The sequence below is a fragment of the Evansella halocellulosilytica genome (genome assembly GCF_002335745.1).
GTDB classification, from domain to species: domain Bacteria; phylum Bacillota; class Bacilli; order Bacillales; family Salisediminibacteriaceae; genus Bacillus_CA; species Bacillus_CA halocellulosilytica.
In genome coordinates, this window is the sequence record NZ_NIST01000001.1 from 1812090 (window position 1) to 1829897 (window position 17808).

Below are 17808 nucleotides of genomic sequence, written 5' to 3' on the forward strand. Positions count from 1 at the left end.
CTAATCTCTTTTTTCACTCCATAAAATTGGGGTTTCAAATCTGATTTCCATTTGCAAAAAGAGCTTTCTAACGGATGGACCCTCATATCATCATCATAGTCTTTTTAAACCACAGGCTCTGCCTGTGTGAAAATAAACATTTAAGGGTTGTATTCGTTAGATCTCTTTAAAAGTAACGAATAGTTGGAAGGTGTATTGCTTGCTTTCACCCTAGGGCACATTTGCGACATCCGCTCTTACTTCACTTTGTTCGTAATCACGGTGTCTTCTAAGCCACGGACGAACGGTTGACTACTTCGATCAAGCTCGAAGGGATCTCAACTTGCCCGTTTTTCCGTAAGAAAGAGCATTGCTTCTTCGAAATACATCGATTTGTCTCGACGGATAAACGACAGAGCCATACTCGGTAGAGGAAGAGACTGTCGCACTGTACCTTCCACCTTTTGATGACACCTTTATTTGCGTGATGTTATTTATGATCATAAATGATGAATAATGATGGATACGAAATGAACATAAGTTTCTTTGATAACAAAAGCCCTATAATGCGATAAAATGAGCTAGGGTACAACTTCCCTGAACTCGTTTTTTCTATGAATTCGTATGTTATTTAAATGTCATCATTTATTCGAAAGAGCGCTAGGCGGTGACTCAGGCGGGGAAAGCAATCGTCGAAAATCCCCTAGGTGTACACAGTGTGACACCTAGGAAGTTGAGGCATTGCCCCGTCGAAAGCGTCCGGCTATAGCGATTTCGAAATCTATATGATTATGAAAAGAGATTCCCTCAAAAACCTTTTGGCACGGACCAAATTAAATTAAAACCGTCCGGTTTACGGGAGGATACTTATTTTGTAAAAGTCGTTCTTCTTTTCTGCAGTAATCTAAAATGAAAAGCTTAATCAAAAATTTTGTGATGCTGGTGCATCATCTTGCGATTGTTCCTTGATGAGCCTGCTTCCCTTTTTTAAAAAATAAAAAGCGATTAAAAAGCTTGCTGTAGCACCGTAGAAAAGAGCAGGATGAGAGAACAAATCCATAAGTAATCCGAGAAATCCGGGAGCTACGATCGAAGAAGCCATTGAAAATAAATAATACAACCCGGTGAAAAAGCCGATCTTCTCTTTTCCACCGAGGTCGGCGACTAACGGATAAGCTTGAACGTTAATACAAGCCCAAGCAATTCCCCCGATAAAAAGGAAGAGTTGCAGTAAAATGACACTATTGACCGCCGGAATCCAGGCATTTATCGAAGGAAGAAATGGAATGATGATAAATATGAGCGGTAATAATAAAAGTCCTGTCAGCATCATCGGGACCTTTCCGAATTTACTGCCTGCAAAGCCTGCCAAGATCGCAAAGATGACGAACGAAAGGCTGAAAAATCCGAGTGTAAACCCGGCAGTGCTTTCATCCATCAGCAAATGTTCGACTGCGTAGACAGTAAATTGAGCTTCGACACCAGCATAGCCGATAAAGTATATGAAAATGGCAACTAAAATGAAAAGGTGCCCTTTAAATTCAGGTTTCTTTAAAATCGTAAATACGTGAAAAATAGAATTTGCTGCTTTTACTTCATCGAGTTCCCCATCTGTTTTTCCTGAATAGGGAGGATTTCGATCTACTGTAAAATAGAGAAGAATGAAAGAGAAAAACAGTAAAAGGCCAGCAACTAAAAATGGATAAGAACGATCCATTCCATAAAGAGAAGATAATCCAAAAAGGGCAATGATCGCTCCGATTCCCCCCATAAAGTTAATAATTCCGTTGGCAGTCGAACGTTTCTCAGGTGGAGTATGGTCAGGCATTAGTGCAATAACAGGAGCTCTGTAAATCGTCATCGCAAGTAAAAAGATAATATCGACAATGAGAAGGAGCCACAACGCCATCGTTGCACTGTAGGGAATCAAAATAAAGAATAGCGCTGCGATCGGCATGCCTGCAACGAGGAAAGGCAGTCTATTCCCGATGCGAGTTTCAACGCGATCGCTCCACGTTCCGATTAAGGGGATGAGTAAGACTGCAAGTAAGTTATCAAGCCCCATAATCGCTCCCCTGATCGCTCTACTTTCAATATAATCTCCGAGAATAAGCGGCATGTAAGCATTGTAGAAAGTCCAAATTAACATTAAAGCGAAAAATCCAGTTCCTATGACAAATATTTTTTTATAAGAAAAAGGTCTGCCTGATGTCATGATACTCCACCTTTCAACACATCATCTTCATTAGTTAAACAAGGTGTTGCGCACGTCCACTGCTTTTTTCGGGTAATCTGTAATGACTGCATCACAGCCTCTACTCATTAATGCATGTAAATGACTTGCTTCATTAACTGTGAAAGGACGAATTGGCATATTTGCTTGTGCTGCACCTCGAATCAGCTCCGGTGCGGCCACCGGATAGTAGCAATGTAAGCTTTGTGCACCAACAGTCTTCGCATAATTCCAAGGTTCATAAAGACCTTCCATAAAGAGAATAGCGGTTTCAATTTCATTATTTAGTTTGTGCACTTTGGCTAAACTGTAATGGTTAAAGGAGGAGATGATGACGCGCTCGTTTAAGTCATATTTTTCGATGAGATCAAGAACAATTTTTTCAATATTAGGGTACCGTACGAGACCACTTTTAATTTCAATGTTTAATAGAAGCGGTGTGTTTACAAGCCAGCGAAACAATTCTTCTAAACTTGGTATCATAGCCCCAGAAAATGTAGAAGAAAACCAGCTTCCGGCATCGAGCTTTTGTAACTCATCGAAAGTGAAGTCTTTTACCCATCCTGTTCCATTTGTCGTACGATCGACTGTTTCATCATGTATGACGACAGGCACGTCATCTTCACTGAGCTGAACATCAATTTCCAATCCGTCAGCTCCTTCTTGAAGTGCTGCCTCGAAAGAATCCATCGTATTTTCAGGGTGTCTGCCTGAAGATCCTCGATGACCAAAAATAAGTGTTTTTCGTTTCATGTTATCTCACCTCAGACTATAAATATGTACTTTCTTCAACTATTCGAACAGTATAAAGACAAATCCTTCTTATTCGCTAAATATTTACAAAAACTTAACCGAAGTATCCAATATTCGATTCGATTATCCAATTAATGACCAAACTATCTACTTCGTTTTCTATTTATTCCCATGTGCCTGGCACCTGGGAATATGTGGGGATTTTATGCATGGTGCTGGGGCTTGAACCTTAGAGGGGAAAGAGTTGTAGTTTTAGCGGTGATAGGTCAAGTGATATCAAGCTATATTCAATGCTGATAACGTATCTTAGGTCCGAGCATATTTGTAGATCCTGGGATTACCCAGGGAAGAAGTATATGGAAAGTAATTTTATCAGACTTTATTTTAGAAGCAGGAAAATGACGATTTATGTTGAATAATTAAACATCTTTAAATGAATGCATTTAAAGGAGGAGACAAGTATTGATTTGGAAACCTAGGAAAATTCCTATAGTGATTTTGAAATTTGAAGCCTTAAAGCGAAGGACTCCACCAAATCATCCATACATTGAAGATGTGAAACATGAACTTGGACGTTGGCGGGCAGGTTTTGAAGGTGAAGAGTCATTAAACTATTATTTTTATCAACTCGATGATAACTTCTTAATATTGCAAGATCTTCGCATCCCCATAAACAGCCTTTATGTACAGATCGATGTACTAATTTTAACTCCCCACTGTTTTTTAATCCTAGAGATAAAAAATTTAAAAGGCCGTATTAATTTTGTATACACTTATAATCAGCTTATAAGAACAGTTGATGGAGTGGAGCAGATGTTTGACTGTCCAATTAATCAATCCATTATACACAAGGAATCTTTTACTGAATGGCTATCAAGTTATGGTTGTCCTTCAATACCAATAGAGTCAAAGGTTATTTTATCAAATAAGAGGACAATAATTGATAATAATGTAAATGATGAAATTGTAAGAAAAAACGTAATGAGAGGTCCGCAGTTGATACCATATGTTAAAAGTTTAAGGAAAAAATTTCCAGAATGTAAACTTTTAAAAAAAGAACTTATCGAAATTGCATCTCATCTGACAAAAATCCACGAACCTTTATTGCCAAAGCCTTCCGATTATAGAGTATCTACTGCAGACCTTATTACTGGTGTTCATTGCCCTAATTGTTTTGCCATTCCTATGGTGAAAAATAATAAAAGTGGTTGGTTTTGTAACCGATGTAACTATAATAGCAAAAATGCTTACTTATCAACATTAGTGGATTTTGCATTGCTTATTTCCCCATTAATTAGTAACTGTCAATTCAGGAATTTTTTTCATGTACAATCTCGCTTTGTTGCTCATAGAAGTTTAAACTCATTAAATCTCCCTATTATTCAATCAAATAAGAAAAATACTAAGTATGATCTTACTCCTTTAATATTAGAAAAAACTGAGAATCGCACATTGAGCGGCGAGAATCGCACATAGGGCGGTGAGAATCGCACATAGGGCGGTGAGAATCGCACATTGAGCGGCGAGAATCACACATAGAGCGGCGAGAATCACACATAGAGCGGCGAGAATCACACATAGAGCGGTGAGAATCGCACATAGGGCGGTGAGAATCGCACATAGGGCGGTGAGAATCGCACATAGAGCGGCGAGAATCGCACATAGAGCGGCGAGAATCGCACATAGAGCGGCGAGAATCGCACATAGAGCGGTGAGAATCGCACATAGGGCGGTGAGAATCGCACATTGAGCGGCCGGAGCCAAATGCTAAAACTAATGAATAAAACCCCATTTGCAAATAGCAGCAAATGAGGCGGGTAGACAAAGCGTTTAAAAGATATTTGGTGTGACGACACACATAATAGTCGACGGTTTATTCGATAAGTTTTTCCAAGTGTGCGGACGTTCGGACGGGAAGTGAATCGAATCACCAGCTGAAAGCTTGTGGACATCGTCGTCAATCGTATATTCGACTTCACCCTCAAGAATATAGTGGACCTCTTCACCGCTGTGTTGGAACATACGGTCCGTTGCACCAGGGTCAAGAACGACAAGTAGCGGTTCGAGGGTCCTTGTTGAAAAGTTTCCGCTTAAACGTATGTATTTTGCGGGTGAGCCATCGATTCGAAACGACTTTCGCTCACCCTTTAACGTCTTATAATTTGCGTTCGTCTCTGGTGTAAAGAAACTCGTAATCGGTACACCGAGAGCATCGGCAATTTTCTTTAAGGAACTGATAGCTGGAGAAGAAGTACCGCGTTCGATTTGTGATAAAAAACTGACAGACAATCCAGTGTGTGCGCTCAGTTCTTTTAATGTGAACCGTCGGCTCGTTCTCGTATTTCGAATTTGTTTGGCTAATTCTGACTCAGACATATGAAAATTGTCACTTCCTTTTTACGTTCCTTCACGGATGTTGAAGGGTTCCTCTCCCACTTTCTAACGGATAATGACAGGCTACATAATGATCAGGCTTCAACTCTCGAAATTCAGGAACTTCTTGTTTACATTTTTCATCCGCAAAAGGGCAGCGAGTGTGAAAACTGCATCCAGAAGGAGGGTTTACAGGACTTGGAATATCTCCTTTTAGAATAACACGTTCCCTCGTATCGCGCACTTCTGGATCGGGCACAGGAACAGCTGTTAACAGCCCTTCAGTGTATGGGTGCATCGGATGTGAAAATAAGTTTTCGCGAGTAGTCAGTTCGACGACTTTACCTAAATACATAACGGCAATCCGATCACTTATATGTTTAACAGCTGGCAGCCCATGAGCAATAAAAACGAGTGTTAAATCAAATTGTTTTTGTAGTCTTTTTAGTAAATTTAAAATTTGTGATTGGATTGATACGTCAAGAGCTGATACAGGTTCATCACAGACGATCAGCTTCGGGTTTAGAGCGAGTGCTCTAGCAATCCCAATCCTTTGACGCTGCCCACCGCTAAATTCATGAGGGAAACGCTGTGAAAACTCCCGACTCAAGCCAACGACATCCATCAGTTCAAATACTCTTTCCTTTAATGCCTCACCTTTGTGAGTCTGATGAGTCCGTAAAGGTTCAGCAATTAGTTCAAATACTCGCATACGAGGGTTTAATGATGAAAATGGATCTTGGAAAATCATTTGAATATCTTTTCGCTTTTGACGGAGCCTTTCCCCTTCGAGTTTCGTTAAGTCTTCCCCTTCAAAAACAACTTTACCTTCTGTTGGCTCAAGTAATCTCATAATTAAATTTCCAGTTGTCGACTTCCCACACCCGGACTCTCCAACAATTCCTAACGTTTCCCCACGGTTTACTTTCAAGTCAATGCCATCGACTGCACGTAAATATTCCCGTTCTTTTTTAAACCACCCTTCTGTGACGTCAAAATATTTTTTTAACCCTTCCAGCTCTAATAACGTTTCTGAATCAAGATTTTTGTGTTGTTCGTTCGTTTCCGTTTTTTGCGTACTCATCTGACATCACCTCCTCATCGTATAACCAGCAACGAACTTCACTGCCATCCTCTAACGTATCGAGTTGAGGTTCATGTAATACACAGTGATCCATTGCATGAGGACACCTTGGGTGAAATCGGCAACCATTTGGCATATCAGCTGGTGTTGGAACTGTTCCTTGAATCGACGTCAACTCTTCATTTAAATCTTGTATTTTCGGGGTACTATCTAATAACCCTCTCGTATAGGGGTGTTTAGGATCTTTAAATAATGAAAAAACATCGGACTGCTCGACAACTTGCCCTGCGTACATGACGATAACGCGGTCAACTAATTCAGCAACGACACCGAGGTCATGGGTAATTAAAATGATCGCAGTATCCATATCTTTGACGAGACCTTTCATTAACTCTAAAATTTGTGCTTGGATCGTCACATCTAAGGCAGTCGTCGGCTCGTCAGCAATTAATAATTTTGGATTACAAGACAAAGCCATCGCAATCATGACACGCTGGCGCATTCCACCGCTTAGAGAGTGGGGGAATGAGCTGTAAACTTTATCTGCTCGAGGAATGCCAACCTTTTTGAGCATCTCAATACTCATTTTCTTAGCAGTCGCTTTATCGACATGTTGATGTTCCAAGATCGCCTCGCGTAGCTGATTGCCGATCGTGAAGACCGGGTTTAGCGATGTTAATGGCTCCTGGAAGATCATCGCGATGTCATTTCCACGAATTTTTCTCATTTGCCGGTTCGTATACGTTGCTAAATCTTTATCTTCGAAGGTGATCTCTCCACCAACAATTTTTCCAGGTTTCTCTATAAGTCCCATGATCGAAAGTGAAGTGACACTTTTACCGGAACCTGATTCACCAACAATCGCAACGAGCTCTCCTTTGTTCACTTGAAAGGAAACACCGTCGACAGAAGGGACGACGCCATTTTCAGTAGAGAAATGTGTTTTTAATTCATTGACATTCAATAGTTGTTTTTCATCTGACATGTTAGCCCTCCTTTAGCGTCCTTGTGACCTTGGATCAAGCACATCCCGTAGCCAATCTCCGAGGAAGATAATTCCAAGAACAGTAATCGTAATGGCTAACCCTGGGAAAGTAGCTAACCACCAGTTTGTCGCTAAATAATCCCGACCATCTGACAACATTGATCCCCAAGAAACGTTAGGAGGCTGGACGCCCATCCCTAAGAAGCTGAGGGATGCTTCCAAAATGATCGTTGTTGCAACACTTAACGTTGAAATCACGATGAACGTTGAAAAGACGTTAGGCAAAATGTGCTTACGAATAATCGTTACGTTTTTCGTTCCGATCGATTTGGCTGCTTTCACGTATTCTCGTTCCTTCACTGAGAGCACTTCTCCACGGATCAGACGAGCATATATGACCCAATTTGTTACACCTATCGCAAAAATTAACGTCATAATTCCAGGATTTAATACTGCTAAAATCACGAGAATAAATAAAATGTTTGGAATCGATAAAAAGGCATCAACGAGTCGCATTGTCACGGTATCAACCCAGCCGCCGTAATAGCCTGACATTAACCCAGCTCCCATACCGAGAATGCCGGCGACTACTACTGAGAAAACACCGACTAAAAGGGAAATTTCTGTACCGTAAATGATTCTGCTTAATATGTCACGACCGAGATTGTCAGTCCCGAGTATGTGAGCAGACGTCCCATCCTCAGTCCAAGAAGGGGGAGCGAGCATATTCGCATAGTTTTGTTCATTTACATCGTAAGGAGCGAGTTGATCGGCAAAAATACCGACAATAACGACTGAAAATACGATGATAAAGCCAACTGTTCCGGTTTTACTGCGTAAAAGCAGTTTGATCCATCTTATGAATGGTGATGTTTGTTTATATTTCGTCTTCGTTTTCGGAGGAACAGTTCCTCCGGAAACGGATTCTGGAGTCATTTGCTGGCTCACAATAACGCCCTCCTTTTCTTAATATTTAATTCTAGGGTCCAATAGCCTGTATAATATATCAGCGATTAAATTGATCACAATGACGAGAAGAGCAATAATAAATACAGCTGCTTGGACGATGGCCATATCACGAGCATTGACCGCCTGAACTAAAAGTTGTCCGATTCCTGGCCAAGCAAAAACTTGTTCCGTAACGATAGCGCCGCCGACTAATGTAGAGGTTTGCAGAGCCATAATCGTAACGACAGGAATTAAGGCATTTCGAAAGGAGTGTTTGTATGTGACGATACTGTTCGCTACCCCTTTTGCTTTTGCTGTTCTGACAAAATCTTGTTGCAAGATCTCGATCATATTTGAGCGAGTTAATCTCGTCATTTCTGCTGCAACCGCCGTACCTAACGTAATGGCGGGCAAAATAATGTGCATGATCGTTCCTCGACCAGAAACCGGGAAGATTTGAGAATTGACTGCAAGTACTAAAATAAACATAATCCCAAGCCAAAAGTTTGGCATTGCTTTTCCTAAAACAGAAGATCCCGTTATAAATAAATCGACAAACGTGTTACGTCGTGTTGCTGACCAAATTCCGAGTGGAATGGCAATGATCGTCGCAAACAACATCGACGCAGCTGCTAACTCGAAGGTGGCAGGTAACCTCTCTAAAACGATTGACATGGCATCTTGGTTGTAACGGTAGGATTCTCCGAAATCACCTTGCAGTGCGTTCCAAAGAAATAATCCGTATTGAACGTGGAATGGTTCATTAAGTCCTAATGCTTCCTGAACTCTTGCGATATCTTCTGCAGAGGCTTCTTCTGGGAGCATGAGGGTAACTGGGTCACCAGCGATATAAACGAGACTAAAGACAATGAATGTCATAATAATTAAAACAGGAATGATTTGCAGGAACCGTTGAATTAAAAAACGTTTCAATGTTGTTCACCTCCAGAGGTGGAATATGTATTTGCTCTTGATTTTATTGGGAAGGACCATGCTGAAATAGCATGATCCTTCGATTTTTGTTCAGTTTTTCCTGATGTGGTCTTATTGCTGTCTGTTAATTTCATTTGCGTAATACATTTCGTCTAAACGCGGGTCAAAATCTACTAAGTCACTGACTCCATAATTCATATCAATAGAGTGTAAGTAAATGTGCGGCCGTTCTTCAGCGATAATTTCTTGTGCTCGCTGATACTGTGACAAACGCTCATCTGGATCCATATTCACTTCTGCATCGAAGAACAATTCATCGAATTCTTCATTTACCCAGTCCATTCTGCCTTCATTCAATGGGGACTCAGAGTAGTAATGGTCTAAAGCTTGTGCTGCATCAAATAGAGATGTTGCGAGCCCTAGCAGCATTAACTCTTCATTTGTATTCCCTTGATAATGCTCCATGAACTGACTCCACTCAAGGAATTGCAAGTCTAAGTCAATACCGACTTCACTTAACATTCCGACGAGAACTTCTGCAATGTCAGAATCCATTAAATAACGGCCTTGTGGAGCTTGCATTGTAATCTCAAGTCCGTCTTCATAGCCTGCTTCAGCTAGTAATTCACGAGCTCTCTCAGGATCATAAAGATAAGTATCGAACAAATCTTCATTTGCTCCGACATTTCCAGGCAGTACACGAGTTCTTGTCGGTGTACCAGAACCTTGCATCACTTGTTCGGTAATCGCTTCATTATTGATCGCTAAGTCAATCGCTTCTAATACGCGAGGATCAGATGTCGCAACACCTTCTGTTTGTCGAGCGATAATGAGCATCGTTCTGTTTGATGCTGCGTTAATATGTCTTGTCCCTTCGTTATCATCGATACGACTCCATTCGTTTGGAGGAACATCAGTCACAACGTGGGCATTTCCTGTTAATAATTCACCAACTCGTGTAGATGTTTCAGGAATTGCTCGGAAAACGACTTCTTCCCATTCAGTGAAATCTTCACCTAAGAAATAGTCATCATATTTTTCTAGCACGACACGGTCATCTCTTCTCCATTCAACATATTGGTAAGGGCCGGATCCAACTGGTTCACTTAAGAAGTGATCCATGCCATTTTCTTCAATATAATCTTTCGGTAGTATGCCTGCCCCAGTTTGAGCAAGACGATTTAAGATCGACGGCTGCGGTCCGTCAGTCGTCATTTGGATCGTAAATTCATCAAGCACTTCAATTTCGCCGAGCTGTGTGAATCGAGCGTGTTCTGATAACGTATCGTCATGAATGACACGGTCAAATGTGAATTTAACGTCTTCAGCAGTTAGCTGATCTCCGTTATGGAAGTACACATCATCGCGAATTGTAAATTCCCAAACGTCATCTTCAATCGCTTCATAATCTTCAACGAGATGTGGTTCAACTTCCATTGTGTCTTGATTTCGTTTAAATAAGTAATCAAACATGTTTACGTGCACGGCTTCAGTAGAAGTGTTACCGTGGTCATGAATATCCCACGATACCATGTCCGTTCCCATTGCGATGACTAATGTACTGTCATCCAATAGTTCCTCAGCCTCTGCCATATCGTCGTCAGTTTGTGAAGTCTCCTCGTCATTTCCATCGCCATTTTCATCGACAGGTTCTGAACTTGAGTCTTCTTCACCACCACAAGCAACGAGTAAAGCTAATGTACATCCAGTAATGAAACTAAGTCCCCTTTTAAATGTTTTTTTCATCCAATTATCCCTCCAATTTACAGTATTTGTACACTCAAGTGTACAAAGTGAAGTATAACTTCAACTGAATAAAACCTAGCGTAACATGATTTTTTAGAATTGCAAGACTATTTATGAAAATCGAATAGTATGAAAATAGGTCCTTTAGTAGGATGATACGTTGATACATCAGGGGGAGAAGGTGATTGCATAATAAATAAAATTTTTTTAATAAAATAAATATTTAGTTGGGTATTTGTAGAAAAAAGTAGAAAAAGCAAGTGGAATATAAAAGGAGGAGATATCCCATGTACCTACATGTCTTTAAAGTACTTCCAAGTATATTCCAGGTGCCTGGCACCTGGAATATACTTGGAAAACTAGAGGGGCATAGAAATGGCTGTCTTACACATGAAGACAGCCGAGGGAAATATTCTTAGTCGTTTGTGGTGGCAGTTAAACTTACTGCAACACTCTCTGTACCTTTCATTTCGTCAGCAATTTTTTTATTTTGTCGATTTAAATTTTCCACCGTAGCACTTACCTCCTCTATACTAGCAGAAGCTTCTTCAATAATTGAAGCGAGTTCACTCGTTGACTCCTCAACACTTGTGGAATTTTCTTTGACAGTCTCAGCTAATTGTTCGAAGGTAGAAAATTGCTCATTTAATGAACGTAAATAGTTGGCAAGTTCAGTAAAGTCATCATTAACTTGCCCGGCTTTTTCTAAGTTTTCGTTAACCATCTTACTGTTCACATTCATTTTTTCTAAAGCAAATTCGTTTGTTTTATTTACCTCTCGAAGGTTCGTTGTAATTTTTTCTGCGGTCATATTTGTCGTCTCTGCTAGTTTTCTAATTTCATCAGCTACGACAGAAAATCCTTTACCAGCGTCGCCAGCTCTGGCAGCTTCAATAGAAGCATTTAAGGCTAATAAATTTGTTTGTTCACTGACATTAATAATGTCTTGAGAAAATGTGTTTGTTTCGTTAATTTTGTTTGTTAACGAACGGAACGCATCACTTAATTCTTCAATGTGTGAATGGAGTTTTTCCATATTAGAAGATAAGGTAGCTGATTGATTATTTCCAGAAGCAGCAACCTCTGTTGAATTTTCAAATTCATCTTTTAATAACTTCGTTTGTTCCAGCATTCGTCCCATTTGTACATTGGTATCTTGAGAATATTGAGAAATACCACTGATTCTTTCACTTTGTACTGCGCTCCCTGATGCTACTTCCGTTAGGGCTGTTGATATTTCTCCTTGTGAGTGAACATTTTCTTGGACTCGCTCATTAATGCTAGAAATTCTTTCGATCATTTGACTGACACTTGCTTCTAGTCTTTGTTGTTCACTTTCTTTACGGATTGCTTCATTTTCACTTTCAATTAACAAGTTTTCGATATGGTCAAATTGTTTTGAACTAAGATAAATTAATACGTTTGCAAGAACACCAGTTAGCACGTATAAAAGTAAAATTGATGCAAAGTTTTCTTGTAAAATCATCGTATCAACCGTAGAGTGATACGTATTTAAATATAAACCGACTCCTCCTAAAATAAACCCAATCCAAAATACAGTTCGATACATATGAACAGTAGCTAAAATTAATAAGAAGAAAAAGATTAATGTTGTAGTTATCCCGCCACCGAAAATAAATATCGAGCCAATGGAAAAAATATAAACTGCCGCAATGACAATGAATGGAAATAATTGTTCCTTTTTAAACAACGAATGAATTAAAAAGTAAGCTCCAATCAAAAAGACTAGTTCCGAACCGTATAAAAGACTTCTCGCAACATCATTTTGAGATAAGGTTAAAATAAAACCACTTAATAAAGAAATTGAAAAAGTAATTAAGATTAAAACGTTCTTCTTTTTTACGTCACGAACTTTTAAATTTTTAACTGCTTCCATAAAACTTCCCCCCTGAAAATAAATAATCGGTGCTGGATTCTATATACTTTAAATATCGACGAAACCGTGACAAAAGTTTAGTTTACAAAGTTTTACCTCGAAAGCAATTGTTATTAAGGTGTATCACTATATAGAGACGGATATGAAGGCTGCTCAGCTATTTGCGTACGAAAAAATCGTTCGAACTCAGGGGGAGAGTTCGAACATATTGTTAAACGAAGTAAAAGACGAATCCTGAAATTGTTGACATACTTAAAACCGAAATGACAAACGCAACAATTAATTGTTTTTTAAAGATAGATTTTAATAATACTAATTCTGGTAAACTTGCACCAGCTGAGCTGATCATCATCGCCATTACTGGTCCGAGAGCCATCCCATTAACGATAAGTACTTGTGAGATCGGGATCATACTTGATAAACGGATGTACAAAGGAATACCGACAACTGCTGCGATTGGAATGAGCCACCACGCATCACCGCCAAAATGAGCACTAATAAATTCTGCAGGAACGACTCCATGAATGATTGCTCCTACTCCAGCACCTATAAGTAAATATGGATATACTGTTTTCATTAGTCCCCACGTTTCTGCCCACGCAGCTTTCCAGGAAAAGCCTTTATTTTTTCGTTCATAACCTGTCATCACAACCTTCTTTACAAACCTTTTCACTCCTAGCTTTTCTAACGTTAATCCGATGATTAATGAAAGAGAAGCGGTAATGATGATATATATAATGGTTACTTTCCAGCCCATGATGACCGACATAATCGTAAGTATCGTTGGATCCAACACTGGAGAAGCAAATAAGAACACCATGACAACACCGAAACGAACTTGGTTTTTCAATAAATTTACGACAATAGGTATCGTTGAGCACGAACAAAACGGGGTAATAAAGGCAAAAAAGAGTGCAATGAAACTGGCGAAAATCGGATTGGAATTTTTTAAACGATGTTCCAGCTTCTCATAAGGGATGTATGCTTGCACAAGATTAAGTAAAAATGAGACCCCGACAAATAAAATCGTTAATTGAGCTACAATCGTAACAAAATAGATAATCGTTTCTTTCATATAAATCGTCTCCTTTTTTATTTATAAATCAAAATAATTTGATATAAACATCAAAAAAAATTGATTAATAAAAGTAAATAATTGCCCAGCAGGAACAATTACTTTGCTGGGCGGAATAGGCAACAGAGTTGTTCAGAAAGTAAATGATCAATTACGTCGGTATTAACTCGATAATAGTTCCAAGTTCCTCTTTTTTCACGCAAGATAATATCTGCATCGAGCAAAATTTTTAAGTGGTAGGACAATTTTGATTGGGGTAAATCGAGTATGTCTGTCAAATCACACACACATACTGAGCCTTGTTTACACAAAATTGATAATAAGTGGAGCCGTTTTTCATCAGCTAAAGCTTTAAATCGTTTTTCATAAAAAGAGAAATCAGGCGTTTCTTGATTCACTTCAATTGGAATTGTTAGTTTCATGTTATGCTCACCTGCTAAATCAATATTTTTTGATGTTTGACTTTATCATACTACCAGCTTTTACTAAAATCAAGTCCGGAAAACCATTTTTTTTTTGATTATATTCTTTGTAAACCACGTAAACCACAGGCTCTGCCTGTGTGAAAATAAATCTTTAAGGGTTGTATTCGTGAGATTTCTTTAAAAGTAACGAATAGTTGGAAGGTATCTGCTTGCTTTCACCCCAGGGCACAAGTGCGACATCCGCTCTTACTTCACTTTGTTCGTATTCACGGTGTCTTCTTTGCCACGGATGAACGGTTGAGCTACTTCGATCAAGCTCGAAGGGATCTCAACTCGTCCGTTTTTCCGTAGGAAAGAGCTTTACTTCTTCGAAAATACACCGATTTGTCTCGACGGATAATCTGCAGAGCCATACTAGTAGAGGAAGAGACAGTCCCAGTACCTTCCACCTTTTGATGGCAACTTTATATGCGTTATGTCATTTATAATCTTAAAAGATGGATACGATATGAACATAAATATCTTTGATAACAAAAGCCCATTCCCATTTAAATGAGATAAAAATGAGCAGAGATAAATTTCCCACAACGTTTTTTCTTCTATTAGTATGTCATTTAACTATCATCATGTACTCGAAAGAGCGCTAGGCGGTGACTCAGGCGGGAAAAGCAATCGACGAAAATCCCCTAGGTGCATACAGTGTGGCACCTAGGAAGTTGAGGCATTGCCCGCTGAAAGCGTCCGCCTTATAGCGATTTCGAATTCTATATGATTATGAAAAGGGATGTCCTCAAAATTCTTTTGGCACGGACCAAATGAATAAGGTCCCTTAAGGGACTCTGGTGGTAAAGTGCCCTTATAGGGCGAAATGAAAACCACCCGTTTTACGGGCGGATACTTATTTAACAAATAGTTAGAGGAACAGATACTATTACGTTGAATTTATACAATTGAAAAAGAAAAAAGTGGGGGATTCATGTTGGACATAAGATTAATCGATCAAATGGATGCAGAAGAATACAAGAGATTACGGCTGCAAGCGCTGAAAACGAATCCAGAAGCATTTGCCTCAAGCTATGAAGAAGAGTATGACAATTCAGTAGAGTTTTATCAGAATGGGCTTCAATCCAATTATTCATACAGCTTTGGTGCATTTGAGGAAAATAAACTAGTCGGGACAGTGTCAATGATAAGAGAAACAAAACAAAAGATGAGTCACCGGGCAAATATTTTTGCGATGTATGTCACTCCGGCAATGCGCGGGTACGGACTAGGAAAAAAGTTAATGCAAAAGGCAGTCGATCAAGCCAAACAATTAGACGGAGTGGAGCAAATCTATTTAACAGTTGTCACAAAAAATAGTGCGGCGAAACGGCTGTATGCTTCATTAGGATTTGAGACATTTGGACATGACAGGCAAGCATTATACGTTAATGGTACATATTTAGATGAAGAACTTATGGTTTTATTTTTGTCCGACTAAATTTTTTTAAACCTATGGATAATAGATAAAGGTAGCACGAAAATATAAGGGTTTCGAGGATAACACAATTCGCTTGCTGAGAATCTTTTAACGAAAAGACTTATAATTGCTGATGAATGATAGGAAAGGAGGAGGAGAGACCATTTCTCTCGCCTTCTTTTTTTGGTTGAAAACCTTTCGAACTATGATGATGCCTATTTTTGCAATTCAAAAAAAGAATGGTAGAATGTATAACTGGAGTTTGACATCTTTTGATAGATTACTAGGATTTTAATAAAAGGAGGCGAGCCCTTCGCTCTAGCTGTAAGGGATAAGTTTTGCGAAAAAAGAATCCAGAGAAAAATTCATGGACGATTATGTTATCAACTGGTCCACAATCGTCGGTGAAAAAATTTAAATTTTCAAAAAGACTTTTTTACACTAGCCTTACCTTCGTATGTTTCTTATTGATCACGGTTGTTGGCCTTACATATTTTATTAACGATTTGACGGCAACACAATCAAAGCTGCATACCAAAATTGAGCAGCAACAAACAGAAATGGAAGAAGTACAAAATGAGAATCTCGCACTATATGAAGAAGCATCAGCTGTACAGGAAACGATTGAAGAATTTAAGGAATTCGAAGCGCGTCTTAGTGAAATGAATTTGGAGATGCCTGTCGATCTAGAAGGCTCAGATGGAAGTGGAGGAATTGAACTTCCAGAAGGATCTACTGCTGAAGAATATAGCAGTGAGGTGTTTGATAATTTATTGGAGCTACGTGATCAGCTGCCAGAACTGATGGATGATTTTGAGAGCACAATGGCATCACTCATTGAATACGAAGAACAATTACGTACAGTGCCTACGCTTTTTCCTGCTGAAGAAGGACGAATTTCTTCAGAATATGGTAACAGAAGAGACCCTATCACACAGTGGACACGTTTTCACTCTGGTACTGATATTGCAGCCCCTCTTGAAACGAGAATTTATGCAGCAGCTGACGGGACGGTCACCCATGCCGGTAGACATGGCGGTTATGGAGAAACAGTCATTATCGATCACGGTGAGACGTATGAAACATTATATGCCCATTTAAATTCAATTGAAGTTTCAGTCGGTGATGAGGTGAAAAAAGGTGATGATATTGGCGGTATGGGAACGACAGGACGCAGCACAGGTGTTCACCTTCATTACGAGATTAAAAGAAATGGGGAGCATATCGATCCGTATTTATACATGACCTTCCATCAAAGAGAAGAAGATGAATAATTAAACGCTTAGAGGAGAGAAAGTGACATGTTTTCAAATAAGAAAGATGAAAAGAAATTAAATGAAATATCAACTGTGGTCGGCGAAGAAACAACTTTTACAGGTACACTGGAGGTGAATTCGAGTATTCGTATTGACGGAAAAGTGTTTGGAGAAGTGAAGTGTTATGGAGATGTTACTTTAGGCAAGGAAGGATATGTTGAAAATGATTTGAAAGCGCGTAATTTATTTTTAGCTGGAAAAATTCAAGGAAACGTCAAAGTAGAAGGTAAAATACATATTTATGATTCAGGCAGGTTAGACGGGAAAGCAGAGATGAGCACGATCATTATTGATGAAAATGGCTATTTTAACGGTGAGAGCAAGATGCACGTTGATACTGATCATACCGGAAAAACCGGAGGAGAAAAGGCGAAGAAAAAAGAGGAAGCAAATATAGAGCAGCCTCAACCATAAAGAGTTTTAAGGCCCCCTCACATGATGAGGAGGTTTTTTATTTAGGTTTAAGAGGAGAAAAATGGGTATTTGTGCAATTATCAAGGAAAAATGAACCAGATTGACACTCCCATGTCTAAAGGCGGGCTACGACCTTCATGGGATTTCTCGTCCAGAAAAATCTGTAAATCTTGGACGACATACGG

Annotated in this window: 15 protein-coding genes; 4 read left to right on the top strand and 11 right to left on the bottom strand. The window is 39.4% G+C overall.

The window, feature by feature from the left end; translation table 11 throughout:
* Window positions 1-901 precede the first annotated feature (901 nt).
* Window positions 902-2194: an MFS transporter gene (locus CD001_RS08615; RefSeq protein ID WP_096187109.1), complete on the bottom strand. Its 1293-nt coding sequence runs from the start codon at window positions 2192-2194 to the stop codon at window positions 902-904.
* Between the two features lie 30 nt (window positions 2195-2224).
* Complete coding sequence (locus CD001_RS08620) at window positions 2225-2965, bottom strand: glycerophosphodiester phosphodiesterase (RefSeq protein WP_096187110.1); 741 nt, start codon at window positions 2963-2965, stop codon at window positions 2225-2227.
* Window positions 2966-3427: 462 nt separating this feature from the next.
* On the opposite strand from CD001_RS08620, the gene CD001_RS08625 reads away from it, so the two are divergent.
* A complete protein-coding gene (locus CD001_RS08625) occupies window positions 3428-4441 on the top strand; it encodes a nuclease-related domain-containing protein (RefSeq protein ID WP_096187111.1) in 1014 nt (337 codons plus the stop codon).
* A 354-nt stretch (window positions 4442-4795) separates the two neighbouring features.
* On the opposite strand, the gene CD001_RS08635 is transcribed toward CD001_RS08625, so the two are convergent.
* From CD001_RS08635 to CD001_RS08675, 9 genes are all read right to left on the bottom strand, one after another.
* A complete protein-coding gene (locus tag CD001_RS08635; RefSeq protein ID WP_096187112.1) occupies window positions 4796-5341 on the bottom strand; it encodes a cupin domain-containing protein in 546 nt (181 codons plus the stop codon).
* A 31-nt stretch (window positions 5342-5372) separates the two neighbouring features.
* Window positions 5373-6422 (bottom strand): ABC transporter ATP-binding protein, encoded by a 1050-nt coding sequence (locus CD001_RS08640; RefSeq protein WP_096187113.1) that lies wholly within the window; start codon window positions 6420-6422, stop codon window positions 5373-5375.
* Entirely contained in the window at window positions 6376-7407 is a 1032-nt protein-coding gene (locus CD001_RS08645; protein ID WP_096187114.1) for an ABC transporter ATP-binding protein, read from the bottom strand. Before CD001_RS08645 ends, CD001_RS08640 begins: the two co-directional genes overlap by 47 nt.
* 12 nt (window positions 7408-7419) lie before the next feature.
* Window positions 7420-8355 carry an ABC transporter permease gene (locus CD001_RS08650; protein ID WP_257009753.1) on the bottom strand — a complete coding sequence of 312 codons (936 nt, stop codon included), beginning with the start codon at window positions 8353-8355 and terminating at the stop codon, window positions 7420-7422.
* Between the two features lie 18 nt (window positions 8356-8373).
* The gene (locus CD001_RS08655) at window positions 8374-9288 is read right to left on the bottom strand and encodes an ABC transporter permease (RefSeq protein ID WP_096187115.1); all 915 of its coding nucleotides are present in this window, start codon (window positions 9286-9288) and stop codon (window positions 8374-8376) included.
* Window positions 9289-9399: 111 nt separating this feature from the next.
* Window positions 9400-11034: an ABC transporter substrate-binding protein gene (locus CD001_RS08660; RefSeq protein WP_096187116.1), complete on the bottom strand. Its 1635-nt coding sequence runs from the start codon at window positions 11032-11034 to the stop codon at window positions 9400-9402.
* 415 nt (window positions 11035-11449) lie between these two features.
* Complete coding sequence (locus tag CD001_RS08665) at window positions 11450-12931, bottom strand: methyl-accepting chemotaxis protein (RefSeq protein WP_096187117.1); 1482 nt, start codon at window positions 12929-12931, stop codon at window positions 11450-11452.
* Window positions 12932-13142: 211 nt separating this feature from the next.
* Window positions 13143-14006, bottom strand: coding sequence for a permease (locus tag CD001_RS08670; protein WP_096187118.1), 864 nt, complete (start codon window positions 14004-14006; stop codon window positions 13143-13145).
* A 98-nt stretch (window positions 14007-14104) separates the two neighbouring features.
* Complete coding sequence (locus tag CD001_RS08675) at window positions 14105-14428, bottom strand: ArsR/SmtB family transcription factor (protein WP_096187119.1); 324 nt, start codon at window positions 14426-14428, stop codon at window positions 14105-14107.
* A gap of 979 nt (window positions 14429-15407) precedes the next feature.
* Here CD001_RS08675 and CD001_RS08680 point away from each other — a divergent pair.
* The 3 genes from CD001_RS08680 to CD001_RS08690 all read left to right on the top strand — a co-directional run bounded on the left by CD001_RS08680 (window position 15408) and on the right by CD001_RS08690 (window position 17623).
* Window positions 15408-15914, top strand: coding sequence for a GNAT family N-acetyltransferase (locus tag CD001_RS08680; protein WP_306454065.1), 507 nt, complete (start codon window positions 15408-15410; stop codon window positions 15912-15914).
* 317 nt (window positions 15915-16231) lie between these two features.
* On the top strand, window positions 16232-17167 hold the full coding sequence (locus CD001_RS08685) for a M23 family metallopeptidase (RefSeq protein ID WP_096187121.1): 936 nt from the start codon (window positions 16232-16234) through the stop codon (window positions 17165-17167).
* A 27-nt stretch (window positions 17168-17194) separates the two neighbouring features.
* Complete coding sequence (locus CD001_RS08690) at window positions 17195-17623, top strand: bactofilin family protein (RefSeq protein ID WP_096187122.1); 429 nt, start codon at window positions 17195-17197, stop codon at window positions 17621-17623.
* Window positions 17624-17808: the final 185 nt, after the last annotated feature.